This window comes from Flammeovirgaceae bacterium SG7u.111 (genome assembly GCA_034044135.1).
GTDB lineage: Bacteria > Bacteroidota > Bacteroidia > Cytophagales > Flammeovirgaceae.
On sequence record CP139021.1, the window covers coordinates 7492238 to 7516200 of the forward strand.

Consider the following 23963-nt stretch of genomic DNA (forward strand, 5'->3'; position numbering starts at 1 on the left):
TGTGTGCGTAAACGAAATGAATGTGTGCGCACACATTTTTTATGAAAGATGTTGTGTTTTTGTAAAATTTGTATTTACATTTACTAAAGTAGTAGTGGATTGATAAGCTTCAACGTGATGTTCACATACCCGATTTGGATGTTTAGGAGGGCTTGTTTGTTCGAATATCAAGACAGTAAATGTCTCAATGCAAGAACTAGATAATCCTGGTCTCATGTGTTGGGAAAATTGTATTTCTAATAACTAAATGATAAGTTAAATGGACGAAAATTACAGTAATCGGCTAAGCCTTGTGAAGGGTTATAGCCCCAAAACTAGTGTCAGAGGTAAATCCTCAACGATCACAAAAGTATTTGTGCAAATTTTGGTTTTAGTGTTTGTACTGGCTGTAAATAAAGCCAATGCTCAAAGTATAATAACTGGAACTGTAACAGACCAAAGTTCTGGCGACTTCTTGCCAGGCGTAGCCATCCAAATTAAAGGGACGAGTACAGGTACCATCTCAGATATAGATGGTAATTTCAAAATAACTGCGAAGAGTACTGATGTGTTAGTGTTTTCGTATGTAGGCTTTACGAATCAAGAAATAACCGTAGGAAACCAGACAACAATTTCTGTAGTGTTGGAAGAAGATATTACCCAATTATCAGAGGTTATTGTAACTGCCTTGGGTATTGAGCGTGAGGAGAAGAGTTTGGGATACGCTATTGCTTCTGTAGGAACCGAAGAGCTGGTTTCGGCAGGTAATATGAACGTAGGTTCTGCTCTTACGGGTAAACTTGCTGGTGTAAGGGTTGCTACAGCAAATGGTGGGGCTGCCAGTGCGGTTAATATTCAGGTGAGGGGAGCTAGTTCTATATCTTTCAACACACAGCCTCTTTATGTGATCGATGGTGTGCCTATGAGAAATGACGCCCTTATCAATCTTCAGAATGCTGGAAGTAACAATAACTTCTGGAATGAGCAACGTGTAAGGGAAAATGGTTTGATTGATATCAACCCTGAAGATATCGAGACTATCACCGTACTGAAAGGAGCAAGTGCAAGTGCCTTATATGGATCTGATGGTGGTAACGGTGTGGTTGTGATTACTACAAAAAAGGGAACATCTAAGAAAAAAGGACTTGGTGTTGACTTGAAACTTCAGTATGATATGGAGCAGCTGGCTTTTCAGCCAGACTGGCAAAATAGCTATGGTCCAGGATATGATGGTGCGAACAATGAAGCGATCACTGGCAATAGAGAAGGATGGATTACAGAAGATGATGGAGCTATACATCCATATTATGGTGCTTATGGCCAATTCGGTCCTAAGTTTGACGGCAGGACTGTAAAGTACTGGGATGGTACTGATAAAACATATGCAGCTAATGAAGATAATTACAAAGATTTCTTCAATACAGGGTATAATAAAAATATAAATGTAGCAATCTCGAATTCAGGGGATAACGGGAGTTTTCGTTTGTCTTATGCACGTCAGGACTATGAAGGTATTATGCCTGGTTTTGAAATGAAGAAAAACAACTTCAATTTCAATGGTACCATGAAATTGCACGATAAAGTATCTGTGGACTTGGTTTCTTCATTTATAAATAATACTGTTCATAATAGACCTTACATGTTGAATCAAGTATTTGGTTCTTATGGTGGTTTTTTCAGTCGTATGGATGATATGAGCGTGTACCAATCAAGATACCAGACTAGTGAAGGGTATAGGTACGTTACGTATGATCAGAATTATAATGATGAGGAAAAATTTCTTTATAGGATGAGAGCAAGTAATTTGTTGGACTATCATTGGAATCAGTTGAAAAATAGCAAAGACGAAACCACTAACCGTTTCTTGAATAGCGTAACGGTAAAGTATCAAATTAGCCCAAAGTTTATGATTAGAGGTCGTCTTGGGAATGATTATACTAGCACAGAGCATGAGACCAAAGAGTATTCTCAATATGCCTCTGCTTTCGGCTATACAGGAACATACCGTCTTCAAAATGGTAATTATAGCCTGCTCTATGGTGATGCTTTGGCTTCTTATTCTGAAACCTTGAGCAGTAATGTGAAAATGAATCTTTCTGTAGGAGGGACTTTCCGTCAAGATAGATACTTAGAGTCAACCTCTGGTACGAATGGAGGTTTGGTAATAGAAAATTATTTCAAGCTGGTGAACTCTTCACAACCATTAAATGGTGGCTCTCAGGTAAATACGTATGAGCGTAACAATTATAATGAGGCAGGTTTTGCTATTGCAGAATTTTCATTCAAAGATTACCTGTTTCTTCAAGGAACTGGAAGGTATGAAGCACGTTCTACTTTAGCTGCTGATAAAAATGCTTATTTCTACCCTTCGGCAAATGCCAGTTTTGTTTTCTCTGATGCGTTTGAAATGCCTAGCTTTATTGATTACGGTAAGGTAAGAGCTTCATGGGGATTGGTTGGGAATCCGCCAACAACCTATGCCGCGGCGGTTACTTATAGTTTAGGCTCTGTGAATACAAGTAACGGTGCTGTAATTTACCAATCGCCAACTTCATCTAATTATGGGAATGAAGCTATCGATATAGAAGTAAAACGTGAGACAGAGTTTGGATTAGAAGTAAGCCTGTTTGGAGGCAAGGTGAGTCTGGATGCGGCATATTATAACAATGTCATACGTAATCAGATTATTAATGTGGCTACTCCAGCTTCAGCAGGTGCTTCAAGTATGTTGGCCAACGTAGGTACACTATCTAACGAAGGAGTTGAATTTGCCATAAACACTACACCTGTTATGACAGGTAACTTCAGATGGGACCTTGGTTTTAACTACGGTTTCAACAAAAACAAACTGACAGAGTTGGCAGAAGGAGTAGATTATCTAACATCAGAGGATAAAGATGGTGGGTCGCTCTATATTAGGGCAGAAGAAGGCGAGACCTTGGGTAATATCTATGTATTGCCAACATTGACCGATGAGAACGGAAATAAAATTGTGGGTGAGAATGGTTTATATAGTCTAGATAATTCAGGTGATTATATTAATGTAGGTAACATAATGCCTAAAGCTGTTGGCGGTATAACTAATACATTTAGCTACAAAGACTTTACGCTAAATATAGTAGCTGACTACCGTTTTGGAGCTAAAATGGTATCCACTCCTTATTTGTACATGAAAGGTGCTGGTATGTTTGAAAGCACCATGCAGTATAGAGATGCTGAACACGGTGGATTATCTTACGATATCGTAGATGGTGTAAATGTGCTAAACCCTAGTGGGCAATACCACGATGGTGTAATACTCGAAGGAGTTACTGCTAGTGGGGAACCTAATACTACTGTAATCGATGCAGGTTCTTACTATATGAACAGCTATACTTGGGGCGGGTTTGGTGGAGGCTATGACGGCCAATACTCAGAGGCTGTTATGGACAATAGCTTTATCAAACTACGTGAGGCTAGCCTTACTTACAACCTCCCAAAAGAATTGGTTTCAAGAGTTGGTTTGCAACAAACGTCTCTAAGTATTGTTGGAAGAAACCTGTTTTATATTTGGAAGAATACTCCTGACAATTGGGATCCTGAGGCTGCAATTGGTAATTCTTGGATTGCTCAAGGTGTCGACAACTATGCTGCTGCTCCAACAAGAAGTTTGGGTGTTATTTTAAGGGCTAAATTCTAATTTTAATCAGAAATAGAGATGAAGAAATTTTTAATAAATACCATTATATTGGGAGGTCTTCTCATGGTTGCTATTGGCTGTAGCGATAAATTGGAGGAATATTATGCCGATCCAAACAAGACCACAGAGCCAGAAATGAGTAAGTTGCTTACTTACATGTTTAATAATGATAGGATAAAGCCAACTTATTGGGATTACAGGACTTTTACATTCCCAACTACGGCTAAGTATACCCAGTTTTACGGTTTTTCTGTAAGCAATAAAGTTTACCAGAATAACCTTGCTTACACAGAAGATAGATGGGAAGCATTTTATACGGGTGGTATTATGAATTCGTACCGCTCTATGGAGAAAGCCTACAATGAAATGGGTGAAGATGAGAAGGAACGAAATAAGGTCTTCCTTCAAGTGGCAAAAGTCCTTGTATATGATCATGCGGCTCAATTAGTCGATTTGTGGGGAGATATTCCATTTTCAGAAGCAGGACAGATCAATCTTACGAGTGCATTAGTCAACGCTAAGTTCGACGATGCTTCAGAGGTATATACTACAATTATAGCAGAGTTGGCTGAAGTCAATACTTATCTTGCAAGTGCTGATTTGCCTTCTACGGTGGAAACACTTCTGGCTGCTCAGGATATTATGAACAACGGTGATTTGCTAGCTTGGCGTAAATATGCCAATTCATTGAGACTTAGGTTGCTTATGAGAATTAGCAATATAGATGAAGCTACTGCTAAATCAACTATTGCTACCATGCTTGCTGACCCAACTACCTATCCTCTTATCGATGGAAATGATGAGAATGCGGTATTGGAGATGTACCCAGAGGGAAGTTCACTTTATTCTGAGATTCACGCTGTATTTTCAGACCTTACTCCTGTTGCAGCAGAATTGATAGTTGAGGATGTAATGGATGCAAATGAAGACCCAAGAACAGATGTGTTTTGGGATGCTGGTACAGAAGGCTTTGTTGGTTTGCCAGCAGATGTAACTGCTAATGAACAACAAGATTTAATAAACAGTGGAGCTATTGCGACATTCGACTCAGCTACTTTTATTTACAACTGGAATATTCCAGGAGTTATGATAACTGCTGCCGAAGTTAACTTTATCAAAGCTGAGGCTTTTGAAAGATGGGGCGGAGGAGATGCGCAAGGTGCTTATGAAACTGCCATCAGACAATCGATTGAGTTTTATTATACCCTGAACCAAGCTCAAGTACAAGGTAATGGTAATAATTCATTCTCAAGAGATCCAATGGACTCTCCTTCTGAAGAAGCTATCACCAACTTTTTATCAAAAGCTGCTATTGCTTATACAGGTACAACCGATCAGAAACTTGAGAAAATCGCTACGCAGAAATGGGTGAATTACTTCATACTTCAAGCAGATCAAGCTTGGGCAGAAGTTAGAAGAACAGGATATCCTGTTCTAGAATTCAAAGAAGATCCAGGTACAAATGAGTTGCCTCCGAACAGGTTGTTATATCCTGCTACAGAGAAAAGTAACAACGGAGCAAATTATGAAGTTGTGAAAGGCGATGACTTGAGAGAGGGTCGCATATTCTGGGATGTAAACTAAAGTTGAATTAACTAGGCTATCATATAAGTTTTAATGAATGAGAGAGAAAAGGTGCCTTACATGAGGCACCTTTTTTATTCCAATGACCAGCTTGGTTAGGCTTCTTATATTCAATGGGATAGATAATTGGCTTCGTATTTAGCGATCAGAAAACTAAAAGGGAGTGTAAAGAAGAAAGATTGTTTCCTTCAGTGGAAATAACCCCACTTGTTCTTTACTGTTCTATTCTTATTTTTTTAAGCTCTACTTATCAACTAAAAGAAATGATTAATTCCATTAAAAAACACATACTGCTCTGCTATTTGTGTCTCATATCTCTTTATTGCAACGCACAGGATACTCCAATTTTTAGAAATCCAGAACTTTCAGCTGAAACTAGGGTCGAGAATCTGCTTGAACACCTGACCTTAGAAGAAAAAATTTCCCTTATGGGGTACAACAATCAAGGAGTGCCTCGCTTGGGAATTCCTCAGTACAACTGGTGGAACGAAGCGCTTCATGGTGTAGCAAGAGCGGGAAATGCCACTGTTTTTCCACAGGCAATTGCCTTGGCTGCTACCTTCAACGACGGCCTTGTCCATAAAGTAGCAGACATAATTTCCACAGAGGCACGCGCTAAATATAACTTGGCTGTAGCCAAAAACAGGCACCTCCAATATATGGGGCTCACCTTTTGGTCTCCCAATATCAACCTTTTCCGCGACCCTCGTTGGGGTAGGGGACAAGAAACTTATGGAGAAGATCCGTTTCTTACTTCTAAAATGGGACTTTCTTTTGTAAAAGGTCTCCAAGGAGAAGATGAACATTACTTGAAAGTATCTGCTGCTGCAAAGCACCTCGCCGTCCATAGCGGCCCAGAGGCAAACCGACATACTTTTAATGCCATTGTAGATGAAAAAGATTTGAGGGAAACGTATTTATACGCCTTCGAAAAACTGGTAGGCGGAGGAGTGGAATCCATTATGTGCGCCTACAATCGCGTCAATGGCGAACCTTGCTGTACCAGCAAAACGCTTATAGAAGATATATTGAAAGGTGAATGGAAGTTCAATGGACACATCGTAACCGATTGCTGGGCATTGGAAGATATTTATGCTCGACATAAAGTAATGGGAACGGCTACGGAAGTGGCAGCGGCGGCAGTAAAAGCTGGGGTAAACCTCGACTGCTCCAACCTTATGCAAGCAGAACTGATGCCTGCTATTGAGCAAGGCTTGTTGGCTAAAGAAGAAATTGATGGCGCGCTGGTTCCTAACCTAACCACGCTTTTCAAACTTGGCTTTTTTGACGAGCCATCCCTGAATCCTTATAGCAACTTAGGTCGGGAAGATGTTCATAACCAAGAGCAAATTGCACTTGCCAAAAAGGCAGCTCTGGAAAGTATGGTCTTATTAAAAAATGCCAATAATCTTTTGCCCATCAATAAAGAAGAATATGGCAGCATCGTAGTCGCTGGAAGCAATTCGGGTTCGCTAGATGCTATGCTGGGAAACTACCACGGTATTTCTGGAAACATCGTCACGTATGCGGAAGGAATAAGCGAAGCTGCTGGGCCTGAAATGGCTGTTCAATACGACCTTGGCTCTAACTATACTGATACCACACATTTCGGAGGCGTTTGGGCTTCCGAAACCAGCGACCTGACCATCGCCGTTATCGGGCTGACTCCCGTGCTCGAAGGAGAAGAAGGCGATGCCTTTTTGGCTGCCAATGGTGGCGATAAAAAAGATTTGAGTATCCCTGCTGCGCATGTGGCTTTCCTGAAAAAACTAAGATCAAAACACGATAAGCCAATCATCACGGTGATCACTGCTGGAAGCGCTGTGGATATTTCTGCCATCGAGCCTTATTCCGATGCCATCATCATGGCTTGGTACGCTGGCGAGCAAGGGGGGAATGCATTAGCCGATATTATTTTTGGGGCAGCATCTCCTTCTGGAAGACTGCCAATTACTTTCTACAAATCGTTCGACGACCTTCCTCCCTACAACAGCTACGCTATGAAGGGAAGGACGTATCGCTATTTTGATGGGGAAGTACAATATCCGTTTGGCTATGGTCTCAGTTATGGAAAATTTGCGTACGAATGGGTAAAAATCCCAGAGAAAAAGTACAAAAAGGGCGATACGATTGAGGTTTCAGTAAAAGTGAAAAACGCTGGAGCGTACGATGCGGAAGAAGTGGTACAAGCCTATATCCAATATCCTGAAATAGACCGTATGCCTATCAAAGAATTGAGGGCATTTAAGAAAACAACAGTAAAAAAGAACGGTGAGAGCGAGGTTTCACTGAGCATCCCGATAGCAGAATTGAGAAAATGGGATACTGCAAAAGGCGAATGGGAAATATACTCGGGCACCTACACTCTTGTACTTGGGAGTGATTCGAGAGACGAAAAATTAACCACAACTTTTACCATTAAATAACCAACACCATAAACACATATGCTTAACTCAGCCTTGTTGCAAATTACGTATCAATAAGGTTGATCGATTTAGCTAAATGGACACCAGTAGTTTTTTAACTGCTGGTTTTTTTGTTTTAAAGACGGTTCGTTTGGATACAACAAGTAACAAAATTCCGACGGGCTGACATATTTATGGAAAAGAGTAAGTAAAGGATCAAAAGCCCCGAAGGGATGACATTTATTTGTTAGTCTTGTGCCACCCCTTCGGAGCTATTTCTAAAGGCAGGTATGACTCGCTATAAATATTACATCCCTTCGGGATTTGTATAAAAGTATTTCAATTGTTCAGGTACTTATTTTTAGAGAGAGTTGAACTTGTAGCCCAACTTTGTGCCAGCAAGTTTACTTCCTAGAGAGCTATTGCCATATGTACCGAAGATGGAAAATCCTTGGGGAAGCAAGGCTAAACTCTGCTGAAGTAACAAAAAAAATCTTGCCGGGGAAAGGAAAATCCCGAAGGAATAAAACTATATCTTGACAAAATGGTATTATACCTAGGCGAATGGTGACTATTTGCGTGTCAAATAGTCTTAAAGGGAAAAAGGTAATAAAAAAGGACCGCTCATGAATTCGTGACCTTACCCGACCAGAACCCACAAACGGTCTTTAGTATGTAATGGAAATAAGTAGGTGATAGTTAGTAATTATCTTTTGTTTAAGATCATGTTTAAAAATTTTAAATAGGCATTTTTTTGATCCTATTAAGTATTATTTGGCAGTTTTGCCATAAAACCCAAGCTTCTTGGCTTTTGGTAGTTTTTTCATAGTCTTTGGACAGCCTCCGGAAGAAATTGAACGTGCCGAATGTCCTCTCGGTGACCCATCTCCACTTGATGGGCACAAAGCCCCTGGGGGTTGGGGGACAAGAGGATATCTCGACCTCTACGCCCCTTATGTTGTCCTCTACCCATCCGGTGAACTTCTTTTTATAGGCCTGGTCTGCCAGGATCTTTTCCATCCTGTGCAGGTAGCCCAAGAGGGGCTCCACCACCCGTTGCCCTATCGTGCCGTCATGCTCGTTGGCGCCAGTGGCGACCACTCCCCATACCAGCCCGAGCGTATCGGTGATGACGTGCCTTTTTCTCCCGTTCACCTTCTTGTTGCCGTCCAGCCCCGTGTCCTGCCCGATAAAAGGCGCGCACTTTACCGACTGGCTATCAATGGAAAGCATGCTCGGGGTCGCCTTCTTGCCCTTCCTCTTGCGCTCTAGTTGGTTGAGTGCCGCGTTCAGCCGAAAAAGCGTGTTGTCCCCCTGCCACTTGCGGAAATAATAGTATACCACATTCCAAGGAGGGCGTCCCTCGCCCGAGAGGCTGCGCCACTGCTGTCCGCTGCGCATGCAGTACAAGATCGAGTCCACCACGTCCCTGAGGTCATATTTGCGTTTCCTTTCCACGGGAAGATATTCTTTTATATATTGCCATTGCCGGGAGGTCAAGCGGGTATATCCTGTTTCCATAAACTTTGTTGTTTCGTCACTACAAAGTTTTAGCCTGCCCGGCTCTTTTCAAAATTTAAACATGCTCTAAGACCTTGAGCTAAATCCAAAGTTTCTTTACAGTTTATAAATAGGGTTTAAAAGCTCTGTCTTGAGAAATCTTATCTTGATAAAGTTATATGCTAAACAATGTTCTGCTATTTTAATTTCTCCCAACCCATTTTAGAGAAGTTTCTATAAATCAAAAATCCGCTGACCAAGGCAATTATTAAATAGATTAAGCCAGTAGTATACTCTAGGAAGAGTAATTTCCCAATACCAAATAAGCTGAAGATCACTAAGAGGCAACCCAATAGCCAGTTGAGAAACAAGGCAAGGTAGCCCGTGTCGCTTTTTACCTCAGGCATGAGTTTACTTATCTTTGTCCAGCCTATTCCTCCTGGGTGCACTTTTCTATAGAACTCTTTTAAGGTAGCCTCATCGGTAGGAGGGGTTAATAGGGTTACTACCAACCAGCATACGGTGGACCATGCTACCAAAATGAGCAAGCATAACTCAAAATCTTTATTGATGATATCTAAGCCAAAAACACCTGTTAAGATGGGTAAGGCTGTATAAGGTGCTACCATGGCGGCAATTTCGCTCCATGCATTTATCCTCCACCAAAACCATCTCAATATCAAGATTACGCCAATTCCTGCGCTCAATGCCAATACCAATTTCCAAGCATCGCTAATTTGTTCTAGCTGCGTAGTGACAACTAGTGAAAAAAGCATTAGCAAGAAGGTGGTTATCTTAGACACTTTTACATAAAATTTTTCTTCTGCATTAGGCTTGATGAATGGGCGATACAAGTCATTAATGATATACGATGTTCCCCATACAATCTGCGAGGCGATGGTGGACATATACGCAGCTAAAAAAGCGGCGAGTAGCAAGCCTACTAAACCTGAAGGTAGGTAATCTCTGATCATCATCACATAGGTAGCGCCACGGTCATCTGCTTCTGGGTACAACACTAAGGTAGAAAGAGCTACCAACACCCATGGCCAAGGGCGAATAGCATAATGCGCCACTTGAAACCACAATGTAGCTAATAGAGAGTTTTTCTCATCTTTGGCAGACATCATTCGCTGGGCTACATAACCGCCACCACCTGGCTCAGAACCAGGATACCAACTCGCCCACCATTGTACCCCTAAGTATGCTACTACGGCTACCGCACTCATTTTTAAAATTCCTGTAGCACCCACTTCTTCTCCACTTCCTCCACCTACTACTGGCAGAAAATCAAATACCCACTGGGTATCGGACAACGAATTTTTTAATTCAGCTATGCCGCCCACTTCGTCTACGGCATAAACGGCTAGGGCAATGCTGCCGCCCATGGCCATAATGAACTGGAAGGTATCGGTAATGGAAACGCCCCACAAACCTGAGAGCGAAGAGTAAAATGCCACAAATAATAAAAGGCCGCCCACGAGCAACATGTGCGAAGTGAACTCAATACCTAACAGATGGATAGAAGTATGCCCGAATACAGTGAAATCGGGGAAAATCACGGTGAGGATTTTTACCATGGCAAGATTTACCCAAGCCATCACGATCACGTTCATAAAAACTCCAATATACACCGCTCGCCATCCTCTTAAAAACCGAGCTGCTTTGCCCGAATAGCGTATAGAAACAAATTCAGCGTCGGTGAGGATATTTGCCCTACGCCAGAGCCTTGCGAAAAAGAATACGGTGAGCATACCGCCGAAGAGCATATTCCACCAAAGCCAGTTGCCAGCTATACCATTTTGGGCGACCAATTCGGTCACTGCCAAAGGAGTATCGGCTGCAAAAGTGGTGGCAACCATACTGGTGCCCGCTACATACCAAGGCAAGTTCCTGCCGCTTAAAAAAAAGTCGCTTGTGCTATTGCCTGCCCGCTTTGACATATAGATGCCAATGCCGATACTAACGACAAAATATAAGGCTATAATTGACCAGTCTAATAGTGATATCGCCATGAGATGCGTCTGTTTAGTTTAATAGAAAACACTAAATAAAGTCCCCTCTAAAAATCCTGCTGGTATACAGAGTCTACCTGTTTCTTTAGGAAAGATATACCAGCTTAGGCAAGAAAAGTGGGAGATGCACTAAGCTTCTTTATAGTAAATCGAATATGTCGTTGGTTTTTGGGAGGTCGGAGGTTAAAAAGCTTTATTGTATCAATAATGTTATGCTTTCTGGAAGTAGCGGTCTTTTTAATACAGTTTCATCTTTGAAAACATATGCTGTTTAGGTGGGAGAAGGCGCTCTAAAAACCTTTTCCCTACCTAAAGCAACAACACTACATATGTTAGGTTATTCGATCATTCCTTCCATCGATTTTTCCAACTCACGGGCAGAGTTTAAGAACTCTTCTACATTCATTTCTTTGAAATAAAGTAGACCGTGGGTAGCCCTGAGGCGAGGGCTTTCATTTTCGTAGAAATACTTCTTGCCCAATAATAACTGGAGTTGCTTCAGTTGATCTACCCATGTCTTTTGGGTAAGCTCACTAAATTTGCCATTGTGTTGGTAGCTTGGGAACGAGGCATCTACTTGGCTTAGGTAGCTATTGGTAAATGAAGTATCCATTACTGCCATCGCATTCAGTGAAACTGGAACAATTACGTTCGCATCCGATGGCATGAATTTGTACCAAACGTTTCGGTATCCCCAAATTCTCAACTCAGATAAATCTTCTTCTTCGTTCCACACACGAACCGCATCTGCTATGGCTTGTAATACTTTATAGTGCGTATCTGGTCCGCTACCTTCTGGGTCAAATGCCAGGCTGATTACTGTTGGTTTTGTCTCCCTAAGTTTTTCCAAAATTGGCTCCACATCACGTTGCCTGTTAGGCTGTTCCGTGAAAATATCACCAGTATAGAAACCTAGGCGCAAGTGGTGGACATTTTTAGTTTGGATACCGAAATATGCCCATACCAATTCTTCTTCAAACTCCCTGATCATTCCTTTCAAGCGCTGGATCTGAGGAGAGTTTTTCTCGCCATCATAGCTTTTTCTGAGTATGGAAAGGATATCGTTTATTTGATCGCGAAGTTGCTCTTGGTTTCTTACTTTGTAAGTATCAACAATCGCCCTTACTACACGGTGCGATAAGCCTCTTTCTTTCTCATCTGGCTCATTTGAAGCCACTTTTATAAGGTAATGGTACACATCTTTATCCCACTTGTACTTGTAGCCTACTTCAAAAAAGTCAGGATATTTTACCATCTGGATTTCACCACTATCGAGTAACTGAATTGTTTTTTCGAGCGTGTTGATCACAAATTTGTTGGTAACCGCCGTGAAGCCTGAAGTGAGTACAGAGAAATAAGATTTGTTAGACTCATTACGCATAAGGCGATGGATATGTGGCAAAATACCAAGCATAACATCATCGTGGTGAGGACCTGTATGGTAGTACACTTGGTCTTGTTCTGGCTGTGTTCCTTTTTCGATCTTGCTTAGCGTAGACTCAATTACAGAATTAACCGTGTCCTTATTTAGCCCAGGAATCATGCTGCAATACTTGTCTTTTTTCAAGTCTTCTAGCAAGAGGCGATGCCCAAATTTGTTAAGTTTTTTGCAAAGGTCAATTACAGCTCTATCCGTTTTTGCCTGTGTCCATTCTCCATTTTTGTAGTAAGCCTCCACAGAAGCTTCTAAAGAAGATGCGGCGCCTTCGGTGATATAGAATCTGCTATTTTTAAGCTTAGTTAGGCAAGTAGCAGGGTAGATGTTTGAAGGCTCTTTTTCTAGGGCATCTTGTACTACGGGAGCTTTTGCCTCGCCTGCGGCAAATATAATTGCCACACCTTCGGGGTTGTAGGTGATAGTTTCTAAACCAATGGTGATCACCAATCTGTTTTTCGAAACTTCTATACCACCCAAGTCGCCTGCTGCTACTGCTTGCGTTTCGAAGTTGGTGCTGGTTAGGCGAGTTGCCGAATGATGGTCCGATCCCCTCGTGTTGAAAGCGATGTGCCCGTCAGGACCAATTCCGCCAAGGAAGAAACCGATTCCGCCCATTTCCCTAATCTTCGCTTCGTACTGTGAACACCAGTCGTCTATCAAGAAGATAGATTTTTGCTGTATGACCTCCATTTTGTTGGTGGCCTCGCGGTATCTCAAAGAAAGGTCCACATGGTTGTCGGGAAACACTTCAGAGTAATGCATGCCCTCGTGCAAAGGGATAGTGTCCGAGTTGATCAGCAATGCATTGTCAGGATTTAAACCAAAGCCGTTGATGTAATAGTTGTTCACATAGTTGAAAAAACTATTGTGCTGTTTTGAGCTAATAGGATAGAATTCATCTATTTGCACAAACTTCAGGTCTTTCAAAACAGGTTTTTTAATACCTTGTAAACCGTGTTTTTCTTTAATAGCTTTTGCTTTGGGAGTATCCCAGTTATCCAATAAATACTTGGTCCACCTAATAAAAAACTCAGGAGTTTTTCCAGTAGGAAGGCTAATGACGCCATTGGGATTTTCAGAAGCCCACTCTAAGAAACGAAGAGCGGTAAGAAAGCCTAATTTCGGGAAGTTATCAACAGAAATATAAGGTATATTGGTGGTGACCTTAGAGCTTTTTTCTCCGATGAAGGATTGCTCTACCTTAGAATAATTAACTGTTCTCATGTTGTTTACTAATTATGTTTAAATAGTTTTTTGATGGACTATTATTAGGTTCGTAATTTTTTTGGGAAGTAACTCGTGATTGGATTTGCCACTTTGCTGAAGCATTAATAAAATGAGACAAAGCAAAGGACTGTAAAGTAAGCTCACCAGCAATGCCAGTGAGCTTGGACTTTATGTTGCATATTCAGGTAAAGTTTTAATTTGTGATTAACACCATTTACAATTCGGTTAGTATTATATGTTATTAGATAGTTTGTCTGTACTATTGGTTGTTTTTATACTTTATAGTAATTGCTTGTTGCTATAATTCAAGCTTAGTATTCGTTCTGTCATTTTACTGGGCTACTTGTCTGGAACAGGTTATTGGTTACGCCGGCTATGGCTCCCAACACTCCCGCTTCTATATCGAGTTCCGAAATTTCCAGTGCTACATCTTCTCTCAGTTTAGGCAAGCAATGCATGAATAAAGATTGCTTGATAGGTGTGGTAATGTATTCACCAGCCTTGGAAAGCTTTCCTCCTATAATGACCAGCTCCGGGTTCAAAACTTGGATGAGCGTTCCAATACCCTTGCCTAGATGATGCGCCATATTGGACATCAGGCTTGTAGTAAACAAATCCCCTTTTTTCACCGCCTCAATAATTTCTTCCAATTGAAATTTATAAGTGTCATCTGCGCTTTTTAAAATAGATGCCTGGCCAGCCATCAAGCCTTCTTCTACTTTTTTCACAAGAGCCATTCCCGAGGCAATAGTTTCTAAGCAACCGTGCTTTCCACAGTGGCAAAGTGCGCCACCTTCTTGTATAGGAATATGTGAGAATTCGCCCGAAAACCCTGAATTTCCTTTATAAAGTTGCCCATTTAGTATCATCCCCATTCCTACTCCCCATTCCAGAAGCAAAACCAATACATTCTTTTTGCCTATCGCTTTTCCAAACTTTAATTCGGCTAATGCCCGAGCTCTGGCATCGTTTTCCAGAAATACCCTTTTCTGAAATTTTTCTTCAAAGATTTTTTGAATAGGTTTTTCAAAATTGAGATAATTGTGGTTAATGCCTCTAGCGGAATCTATTAGGCCCGGCATGTTTATACCTATGCCTATAAGCTTTTTATAAGCAATGCCTGTATCAGCGATTACTTTAGAAGCATAGGCGTAAATTTTATCAACAAAAGCTATGTCTTCAGTCAGCTCAATCTGCAAATCTTGCAGCCCGCTTATATTTTCATTTTTATGGTCATATACCGCAAACTTGCTTGAATACCTACCAATATCAATGCCTAGGGTATAGAAGGAATCTGCTGCTAACCCATACATGTTTGGCCTCCTTCCTCCATTGGACTCTCCAGGGCCAAAGTCTGTGATGATCTCTTCTTCTATCAATTCATTTAATAAGGTTTGGATGGTTGGGATACTTACGCCCAGCTTTTTTGCCATATATGAATTGGCTCGAACGCCTTTCACATATAAGAGCTTTACAGCTTCTTTTTTGTAAAAAGCTTTCTTTAGCTCTTTCCCAGACTTTTGCTCATCTAATTCGGATAACCATTGGTGCATAATTCGAAGGATTAGTAACACAAGTTTATGAAATAAATATTTTAGTAGCAATATCTTTTTAATAAATTTTAAAAAGTATTTATGTTTTTAATAAATAATTTCATTAAACTATTTCTATACTAATTCTCGGAATGTTATGTTTTGCAAGAATGACTTTCTAGCGAAGAGTCTGAAGGGGAAATTTATATTTGATCTTGAGAAGTTCCTACTCTTTAAGTTTTAGACTCTGCAAAACAGGCTTTTTCACACTGGATATACTGTTTTTTTTGCTTTCGTTCAGTTGCTCGAAAATGACAATTTCGTTTGCTCCTTTTTTGAGCCAGCAGCCTGGCAAGAAAAGAGTCTGTTGAGGGCCAACTTTCCAATATCGCCCGAGGTTGTGCCCATTAACAAAGACTATTCCTTTGCCCCAATCGCTCATATCGAAAAAGGTATCGCCTAGCTTTTTCACTTTGAAAGTGCCTTTATAAAGTAGTGGATTGCCTCCTTTTACTGATCCTGTTTCTAGTACCTCTGGTGCTGCATCAAATGGAGCTTTATACATTTCCCAATTCCCAGAAATTTCATAATCATTAATAGTGACAGGGCTTATGATGCCTTTTTTGTTGTGGACGATCTCTGCGCCGTAGTTGATCCTGCCCATATTTTCCACCAAAATTTCCAATGTGCCATTGAAAGGGACATCAATATCCATTTCATAGGTGTTGAAAACTCTGTTCAGTTCCCCTTTTAGTTTTCCGTTAACGTATACTGTGGCGTAGTCCCGCAACCCTTTTATACTTAACTTACCACTTATGGGCTGGGTAAACCTTTTTTTGTACAATACATATCCCGAAGCTTGCTCTAATTCTTCAAAAGTTAGCGGTTGGTCGGCTTTGACAGGTTCGCTTTTTTTGATGAAGGTCAATGCGCTGCTTTTTTCTTTCAATTTGATTTCTGGAATAGAAATAACAGGAATTCTTTCAGGGATTTCAGGGATATCGTAGGCAACATATTTTTTCATCAAGTCCCTAATTGCCATATACTTTAGAGTAGTCCAGCCTGCTTCGCTGATTGGGGCGTCATAATCGTAACTTGTGATATCAGGTTGAATGTCGTGTTCGTCATTATAGTTTGCCCCGCTGGTAAATCCGAAGTTTGTTCCTCCGTGAACCATATAAAAATTGAAATCCACGTCATTTTTAAGGTAGACTTCTGTTTGCTTTGCAATGTTTTCAGTGTCGATAGTGACAAATCCTTCCGCCCAATGGTCTAGCCAACCAGGGTAAAATTCTGCGACCATATAGGGACCTTCATTGTTGTGGTATTTATCCACTGCTTTTTTCAAGTTCGTTACATTTCCTTCCCCATTGGCGGTAGGTAAAACTCCTCCTATTGCCCCACCTTCAAATAGCCATGTGCCATCAGAGGTGAAAAACGGACCTTCAAAACCTACTTCTTTCAGCATTTCATAAATTCTGGAGCGGTATGCTAAATGCTTCTCATCTGAAATGTCTTTTCGCTGGGCAACGTACGAGCCAAATTCATTTTCCACCTGAACCATAATGATGTTGCCACCTTTGGTCACTTGCAGATCTGCCACTTGCTCACCTAGCTTTTGCAGATATACCTTGCAAGAATCTAAAAAAGCAGGGTTATTGGTTCGGATTTCAAGATCAGGGTTGTTTTGTAGCCAATAGGGATATCCGCCAAATTCCCATTCGGCACAGACATATGGACCAGGTCGGAGGATCACATAAAGTCCTTCTTCTTGGGCAGTTTTGATGTACTCTACTAAGTTTCGGTTTCCCGTCTCAAAATCCCATTTGCCAGGGGCTACTTCATGGTAGTTCCAGAATACATAGGTAGCGATGGTATTTAGCCCAAGTGCTTTTACCATTTGCATTCTGTGCCTCCAATATTCCTTAGGAATACGCGGATAATGCATTTCTCCTGAATAGATGTGGATGGGTTTTCCATCGGCCATAAACTGGCCATCCTTAATCTCAAACGTTTTAGCTGACTGGGCGCTGGCTTGCGCGAAGCAAAGCCAAAGGAAAATCAAGGGAAGTGTTTTTTGTAGAAAGTTCATGTGAAGGGGTACTTGATGTGATAAAATAAAGGCTGCCCAAATAGTTCGGAACGCCCTTCATTCTTAATTTAACACTAGTAAATTTCTATTGTACTTATGAGTGGGCAGGCTTTGCTTTCGGTAATACTTATTTTTATTTTGTCTGTTACCAAAGGGGAGTCTAGTTTTATAATCCGTTTGTAGCCTATGGTAGTGGCGTTTCCAATTTCTTCCCAATTATTATTTACCCGTGCCTGTATTGTGAAGCTTTTTACTCGCTGCCCCAATTTTATGTATTCCTGTAGCAAAATATATTTTATGGTTTTTGCTTCATTTAGGTTGATTTCCAACGAACCTTTAGTAATGGCATCATCCGTTGCCCAATAGGTTTCTTTGTCACCGTCGAGCACCTTTTGAGCGGCATAAGTTTCATTATCGCCACGGAAAGAAGTAGCCGTGATCGAAGCATTTTGAGCTAGGTTGTTGCCAAATTCTTTTTCCAAAAGCGCATTCCACTCACGCAGGGCTTTTATGTCGTTTTCGTGGAACAATCCTCTGCGGTCGGGAGGGATGTTGAGCAATAGGGTAGATCCTCTTCCTACCGAAGTGAGGTAAGTATCTAGCAGTTTCTCAGGGGTTTTGACCAAAGAATCTTCTTTTTCATGATAAAACCATCCTGGACGAATAGAAGTATTCGCTTCCAAAGGAACCCATCTTTTCCCATCTTCCGAACCTGTATTCAGTATGTTTTCTATATTTGCTTTACCTGCATGGAGCGTATCGGTAGTGATAGTATTCCAGTTTGTTTCTCCAGCTCTGGCTTGTTCATTGCCGCCCCATCTTAAATCGGGACCGCCATCACTAAAGAAAAGCACTTGAGGCTGCATACTGCGTACTAAGTCTAGTGTAGTTGGCCAGTCGTAATAGGTCTCGCGGTCAATTTTGCGTTCTTCATTCGCCCCTCCGTAATATCCATCGCCTCCGTTGGCACCATCAAACCACATTTCGAACACATCTCCATAAGAAGTGAAGAGCTCTTTTAACTGATTGCGGTAGTAAGTAACGTAGGTAGAATCGCCATAATCTGCTCGGTTTCGATCCCATGGAGAAAGGTATATTCCGAATTTCAGGCCATGTTTTTTACATGCTTCTGCCACTTCTCTTACTATATCACCTTTTCCGTCCTTGTAAGGGCTGTTTTGTATCGAATGCTCCGTGTATTCGGTAGGCCAAAGGCAAAAACCATCGTGGTGTTTGCAGGTAAGGATCACACCTTTGAAACCAGTTTCTTTCAAGACTTTTACCCACTGCTCCGCATCCAATTCGGTAGGGTTGAAAAGCTTGGGAGATTCATCTCCAAATCCCCATTCTTTATCGGTAAAAGTATTGATGGTAAAGTGGATAAAGGCATTTCGTTCCATTGCATGCCAAGCTAATTGCTGCTCGCTGGGCACTGGACCAACTGCTGTTGGAGGAAGTGTTTCCGTTTCTTTACAGGCGGCTAAGCTTAGCGCCAGTAGTAGAATTACGATTCTGGTTTTTGTCATGATCCGTATTATTTTTTTGGCGTGAACTCAAAGGCTAAGCTAGGGTAGCTGGTGTTAGTTTTGAGGAATTTTTTAGGAAGAGTTACCGTGATTTTATCTCCATCTTGGCTCCATTTTACTTTTTGTCCAGAACTTAGCAAAGTGATGCTGCTTTTCTTTTCAGGAATATTTCCAGCCCAAGTTACGGAGGGAGGCGTTTCCTCTCCTTCGGGAATATTTACCAAAGCATACATGTTTCCCTCTTTGCCAGCCGTAAAAAATGTGTTTTCATCCTGATAGTTTTCAGTAGTTCTGGTGCCGTAGATCGCTTTTCCATTTTTGTCCATCCAGTTACCTATTTCAGTCATGCGCTCTAAGTCGCCTTCGCGAAGCGTTCCATCAGGTTTTGGCCCTATGCCCAGTAGCATGCTTCCTCCTTTGGCTACAATTTCCACCAGCGAATGGATGATTTTGGTAGAAGACTTTAGCTCATCGTTGGGTACATGTCCCCAGTTATTTGCGAGGGGAATGCAGCTTTCCCAAGGGTTGTTGATTTGCTTGCCGGGGATGGTTCTTTCAGGTGTTTGGTAGTTTTCGTATGGTCCATGAACGGTTCTGTCTACCACAATCAAGCCTGGTTGGTTTTTCCGTGCCATCGCCGCTATTTTTTCAATATCAATAGTTTGTTCGCCGTGCCTCACCATGCGGCCTGGTCTTACCCAACCGCCATCAAACCATAAAATGTCGATAGAGCCGTAGTCTGAGGTGAGTTCGTTTACTTGGTTAAAAGCGAATTTTTTGTATTTCTCCCATCTTTCAGGGTGAGCAGCGAGGTTATAGTTTACATTTCGATCCCATGAACCATATTTGTCCCACCAGAAGTATTGCGAGTGCCAGTCAGGTTTTGAAAAATAGGCACCGATCATCATCCCTTCGTTTCTGAAAGCTTCAAACACGTACTTGGCCACATTGGCTTTTGGGTGGTTGGCAAATGGTCCGTTGGTGATTTTAAAATCGGTTTCTTGTGTGTCAAACATATTGAAACCATCGTGGTGCTTGGTGGTGAATACCACATATTTCATTCCAGCACCTTTGGCCGCAGCGGCCCATTGTTCAGGTGCAAAATTCACTGGGTTGAAGTAATCTTTCATGCCCCAGTACCATTTTTTGAACCCTTCATAAGTCATGCTGTCTTTTCGGTTGATCCAGTCTTCGGAAGTGAGTTCCCAAGATTCTACTACTCCAGCTTGGGCATAAAGCCCCCAGTGGATAATCATCCCAAATTTCAGGTCTTGCCATTGTTCGAGCTTAGCCCTTACCTTCGGGTCGGTGGGCCATTCGTATTCGTCAGACATCCCGTGGACATTCCCCTCTTGGGCCATTATTGCACTTGAGCTACAGAGAGCCAACAGTAGCATCAACACCAGATATTTTCGCATGGATCTTACCTTTAGATTGTTCTTGATATTTTCTTCTTTCACTACAATCTTAAATAAAAATCTTTAATTTTAGAAAATGTGTGCGCAAACATTTGTAATTTGCCTGCAGAAATGTGAAGTTGTATATCCAAAATTATGAACAATCAAACTCCTAAAATTTTAGCCCAATTGATAAAAATGAATAATATGAAAAACATGTTTTTGCCCTTGATCTGCTGGGCAATTATGCTAATGACCCTAAGTTGTTCTAGTGTTCAAAAAGATGAAAATTATGATTCTCCGATTAGCATTATTCCTGAGCCTGTAAGTATGGAAAAAGGGCAAGGGGCTATCATTCTTACCGAAAAAACTAACTTGCTTGTATCAGAAGGCGATGCCCAAGCGAAAGAAATAGCCGAAAGCTTTGCCCAACAATTCCAAGAGGCTTCAGGAATCCAACTTTTGGTGAAGGAAACTAAGGATAGAGCACCAAATGGTGGGATACTTTTTACCGTAGCAGAGATTGACGTTCCTGCTGAAGGATATTCCCTAGTGGTAAATGATGAGGGAGTGGTCGTCAAGGGAAAAGACCATGCGGGTTTGTTTTATGGCGTGCAAACGCTGAAGCAATTGTTGCCACCTGCCATTGAGAGCAAGGAAGTGGTTGCAGATGTAAAGTGGACATTGCCACTTGTTTCTATTGAAGATTACCCAAGATATAACTGGAGAGGAATGCACTTGGATGTTTCAAGGCATATGAGTTCGGTTGACTTTGTGAAAAAGTACATCGACAACATGGCGATGCACAAATTGAATATCTTCCATTGGCACTTGACCGATGACCAAGGTTGGAGAATCGAGATTAAAAAATATCCGAAACTTACGGAAATAGGTGCGTGGAGAGATGAAACATTGGTTGGACACGCTGGTTCTAAGGAATTTGATGGCAAGCGCTATGGCGGTTTTTATACCCAAGAAGAGGTAAAAGAAGTGGTGGCGTATGCCAAAGAACGATTCATCACGGTAGTTCCAGAAATTGAAATGCCTGGCCATGCTACGGCAGCGGTTGCTTCCTATCCTGAGCTTGGCGTGACGGGAAATCGTCCAAAAGTTGTAGGTGAGTGGGGCGTGTTCTTGGATATTTATGGTGTAGAAGACACTACATTCACATTTTTGGAAAATGTATTGGTGGAAGTGATGGCTCTTTTCCCAAGTAAATACATCCACATTGGTGGCGACGAGGCTTGGAAAGATCAATGGAAAGCTTCTAAATCGGTACAAGCAAAGATCAAGGAACTGGGTTTGAAAGATGAGCATGAGCTGCAAAGCTGGTTCATTACCCGCATGGAGAAGTTCATCAACTCAAAAGGAAGGCAAATAATTGGTTGGGACGAGATTTTGGAAGGAGGGCTTGCCCCTAATGCAGCGGTGATGTCTTGGAGGGGAGAAGAAGGAGGCATAGCGGCAGCAAAAGACAAGCATTATGTGGTGATGTCTCCAGGCTCGCATTTGTACTTCGATCATTACCAAGGAGATCCAAAGTTCGAGCCTCTCCAAATCCATGGATTTACTACCTTGGAAAAGCTTTACTCTTATAACCCTACACCAAAAGAGCTGACTCCTGAGGAAGAACAGTATATTCTAGGGGCACAAGCTAATGTGTGGTCAGAGTATTTGCCTACACCCGAAAAAATAGAATATGTTGTTTATCCGAGAATAGGGGCATTGTCTGAAGTGCTTTGGTCCCCTTTAGCGGGAAAAAATTGGAAAGCATTTAAGCTGAAAGTCCCTGATCAACTAGAGCGCTATGCTTTCAGAGGCATCAATTATTCAAAGAGTATCTATTATGTAACTTATGAGGTAAAAGCACAAGAAGGCTCAGACAAATTGATAGTCACACTCAAAAACCAGTTTGAACTGGAAGGTATGCATTATACATTGGATGGGAGTGAGCCTACTGTCGATTCTCCTCTTTATTCTGAACCTTTAGTATTGGCAGAAGGAACGCAAGTAAAAGCGGTGTTGATAGAAGATGGAAAGCCAAAAGCGAAAGTGACTGGTATTACAATAGAAAAACCTCAACCCAAACGCTCTTCTCATTAGGGGAGGGGCAACTTTTTATCACCTTAAGTAAAATATGATATGCAAAGAAGAGATTTTATAAAATCTAACTCGGTGTTGGCGGCAGGTGCAGTGATGATACCTCAAGTGTTGAATGCGTCGGTTTTTAAAGATGGGTTTATCTCGAAAAGACCTCCTGTGGGGAAGCGAAACTTCACTAGCAAGGCCGTGGAAGAGGCTATAAAAAATGTAAAAAAAGCGATTAAAAACCCTGAGTTGGGTTGGATGTTTGAAAATTGTTTCCCGAATACCTTGGACACCACGGTGAACTATAAAGAGGTAGATGGTCGCCCAGATACGTTCGTCATTACGGGAGATATACATGCGATGTGGTTGCGAGATAGTAGTGCACAAGTATGGCCGTATGTGCCATTGGCTAAAAAAGATAAAGATCTCCAAAAGCTTCTTTCGGGTGTTGTCAATAGGCAAACTGACTGCATTTTGATTGACCCTTATGCAAATGCGTTTAATGAAAGTGCTACTGGAAGTGAGTGGGAAACTGACTCAACGGACATGAAGCCAGAGCTTCATGAGCGGAAATGGGAAATTGATTCGCTTTGCTACCCTATTCGTTTGGCTTACCATTATTGGAAAACAACTGGAGATACTTCTGTTTTTGATAAAAAATGGGAAAAGGCCATGAAACTGGTGCTGAAAACCTTTATTGAACAGCAACGAAAGGAGGGTGATGGACCTTACAAATTCATGAGGAAAACGGAGGTAAATACGGATACCATGCCCATGTTTGGGGCTGGAAATCCTGTTGTGCCAGTCGGGTTGATTGCTTCGGGCTTTCGCCCCTCTGATGATGCCACCACTTTTTTATTCTTAGTTCCTTCTAACTTTTTTGCTGTTACTTCGCTCAAGCAGCTCAATGAGATTTTTACAGAAGTGATAAAAGACAAGGAGTTTGCCTCAAAATGTACTGCTTTGGCAAATGAGGTGAGCGATGCGTTGAAGGAATATGCCATTGTTGAGCACAAAGGGTATGGCAATATTTTCCCTTTCGAAGTAGATGGTTTTGGTAACAAACTATTTATGGACGACGCAAATGTCCCAAGCTTGCTGGCCATGCCTTATTTGGGAACTATCAATGCCGATGACCCTATTTATCAGAACACTCGAGCTTTTGTTTGGGGCAAAGACAACCCATTCTTCTTTAAAGGAACAAAGGCCGAAGGAATTGGTGGCCCGCACAAAGGAATGGATTTGATCTGGCCTATGTCCATCACCATGAAGGCGCTTACCAGCGATAATGACGAGGAAATTAAAGGATGTATTGAAACTCTAATGGCGACCCATGGCGGTACAGGATTCATGCATGAGGCTTTTCATAAAGATGATCCGAGCATTTTCCACAGAACATGGTTTGCTTGGGCGAACACGCTCTTTGGCGAACTGATTCTTAAAGTATACAACGAGCGGCCACAGCTTTTGAAAGAAATTTGACCGATTACTTAAATAAACC

Annotated in this window: 12 protein-coding genes; 5 read left to right on the forward strand and 7 right to left on the reverse strand. The window is 41.6% G+C overall.

Annotated features, from left to right (window positions below):
- The first annotated feature begins 259 nt into the window (after positions 1-259).
- The 3 genes from R9C00_28880 to R9C00_28890 all read left to right on the forward strand — a co-directional run bounded on the left by R9C00_28880 (position 260) and on the right by R9C00_28890 (position 7668).
- Positions 260-3658, forward strand: a complete 3399-nt coding sequence (locus tag R9C00_28880; GenBank protein WPO35714.1) for a SusC/RagA family TonB-linked outer membrane protein — start codon at positions 260-262, stop codon at positions 3656-3658.
- An 18-nt stretch (positions 3659-3676) separates the two neighbouring features.
- Complete coding sequence (locus R9C00_28885; GenBank protein ID WPO35715.1) at positions 3677-5242, forward strand: SusD/RagB family nutrient-binding outer membrane lipoprotein; 1566 nt, start codon at positions 3677-3679, stop codon at positions 5240-5242.
- 428 nt (positions 5243-5670) lie between these two features.
- The gene (locus R9C00_28890) at positions 5671-7668 is read left to right on the forward strand and encodes a glycoside hydrolase family 3 N-terminal domain-containing protein (protein WPO35716.1); all 1998 of its coding nucleotides are present in this window, start codon (positions 5671-5673) and stop codon (positions 7666-7668) included.
- Between the two features lie 717 nt (positions 7669-8385).
- Here R9C00_28890 and R9C00_28895 read toward each other — a convergent pair.
- From R9C00_28895 to R9C00_28925, 7 genes are all read right to left on the reverse strand, one after another.
- Complete coding sequence (locus tag R9C00_28895) at positions 8386-9168, reverse strand: IS5 family transposase (protein ID WPO35717.1); 783 nt, start codon at positions 9166-9168, stop codon at positions 8386-8388.
- A 176-nt stretch (positions 9169-9344) separates the two neighbouring features.
- Positions 9345-11162 carry a sodium:solute symporter family protein gene (locus R9C00_28900; GenBank protein ID WPO35718.1) on the reverse strand — a complete coding sequence of 606 codons (1818 nt, stop codon included), beginning with the start codon at positions 11160-11162 and terminating at the stop codon, positions 9345-9347.
- 337 nt (positions 11163-11499) lie between these two features.
- On the reverse strand, positions 11500-13824 hold the full coding sequence (locus R9C00_28905; protein WPO35719.1) for a glucosamine-6-phosphate isomerase: 2325 nt from the start codon (positions 13822-13824) through the stop codon (positions 11500-11502).
- Positions 13825-14153: 329 nt separating this feature from the next.
- Positions 14154-15380 carry an ROK family transcriptional regulator gene (locus R9C00_28910; GenBank protein ID WPO35720.1) on the reverse strand — a complete coding sequence of 409 codons (1227 nt, stop codon included), beginning with the start codon at positions 15378-15380 and terminating at the stop codon, positions 14154-14156.
- Positions 15381-15585: 205 nt separating this feature from the next.
- Positions 15586-17451 (reverse strand): beta-galactosidase family protein, encoded by a 1866-nt coding sequence (locus R9C00_28915; GenBank protein WPO35721.1) that lies wholly within the window; start codon positions 17449-17451, stop codon positions 15586-15588.
- A 74-nt stretch (positions 17452-17525) separates the two neighbouring features.
- A complete protein-coding gene (locus tag R9C00_28920; protein WPO35722.1) occupies positions 17526-18977 on the reverse strand; it encodes an alpha-L-fucosidase in 1452 nt (483 codons plus the stop codon).
- An 8-nt stretch (positions 18978-18985) separates the two neighbouring features.
- Positions 18986-20395: an alpha-L-fucosidase gene (locus R9C00_28925; protein ID WPO35723.1), complete on the reverse strand. Its 1410-nt coding sequence runs from the start codon at positions 20393-20395 to the stop codon at positions 18986-18988.
- 186 nt (positions 20396-20581) lie between these two features.
- Here R9C00_28925 and R9C00_28930 point away from each other — a divergent pair, with 186 nt between their 5' ends.
- Positions 20582-22477, forward strand: coding sequence for a family 20 glycosylhydrolase (locus R9C00_28930; protein WPO35724.1), 1896 nt, complete (start codon positions 20582-20584; stop codon positions 22475-22477).
- A gap of 39 nt (positions 22478-22516) precedes the next feature.
- Positions 22517-23944 (forward strand): glycoside hydrolase family 125 protein, encoded by a 1428-nt coding sequence (locus R9C00_28935; protein ID WPO35725.1) that lies wholly within the window; start codon positions 22517-22519, stop codon positions 23942-23944.
- Positions 23945-23963: the final 19 nt, after the last annotated feature.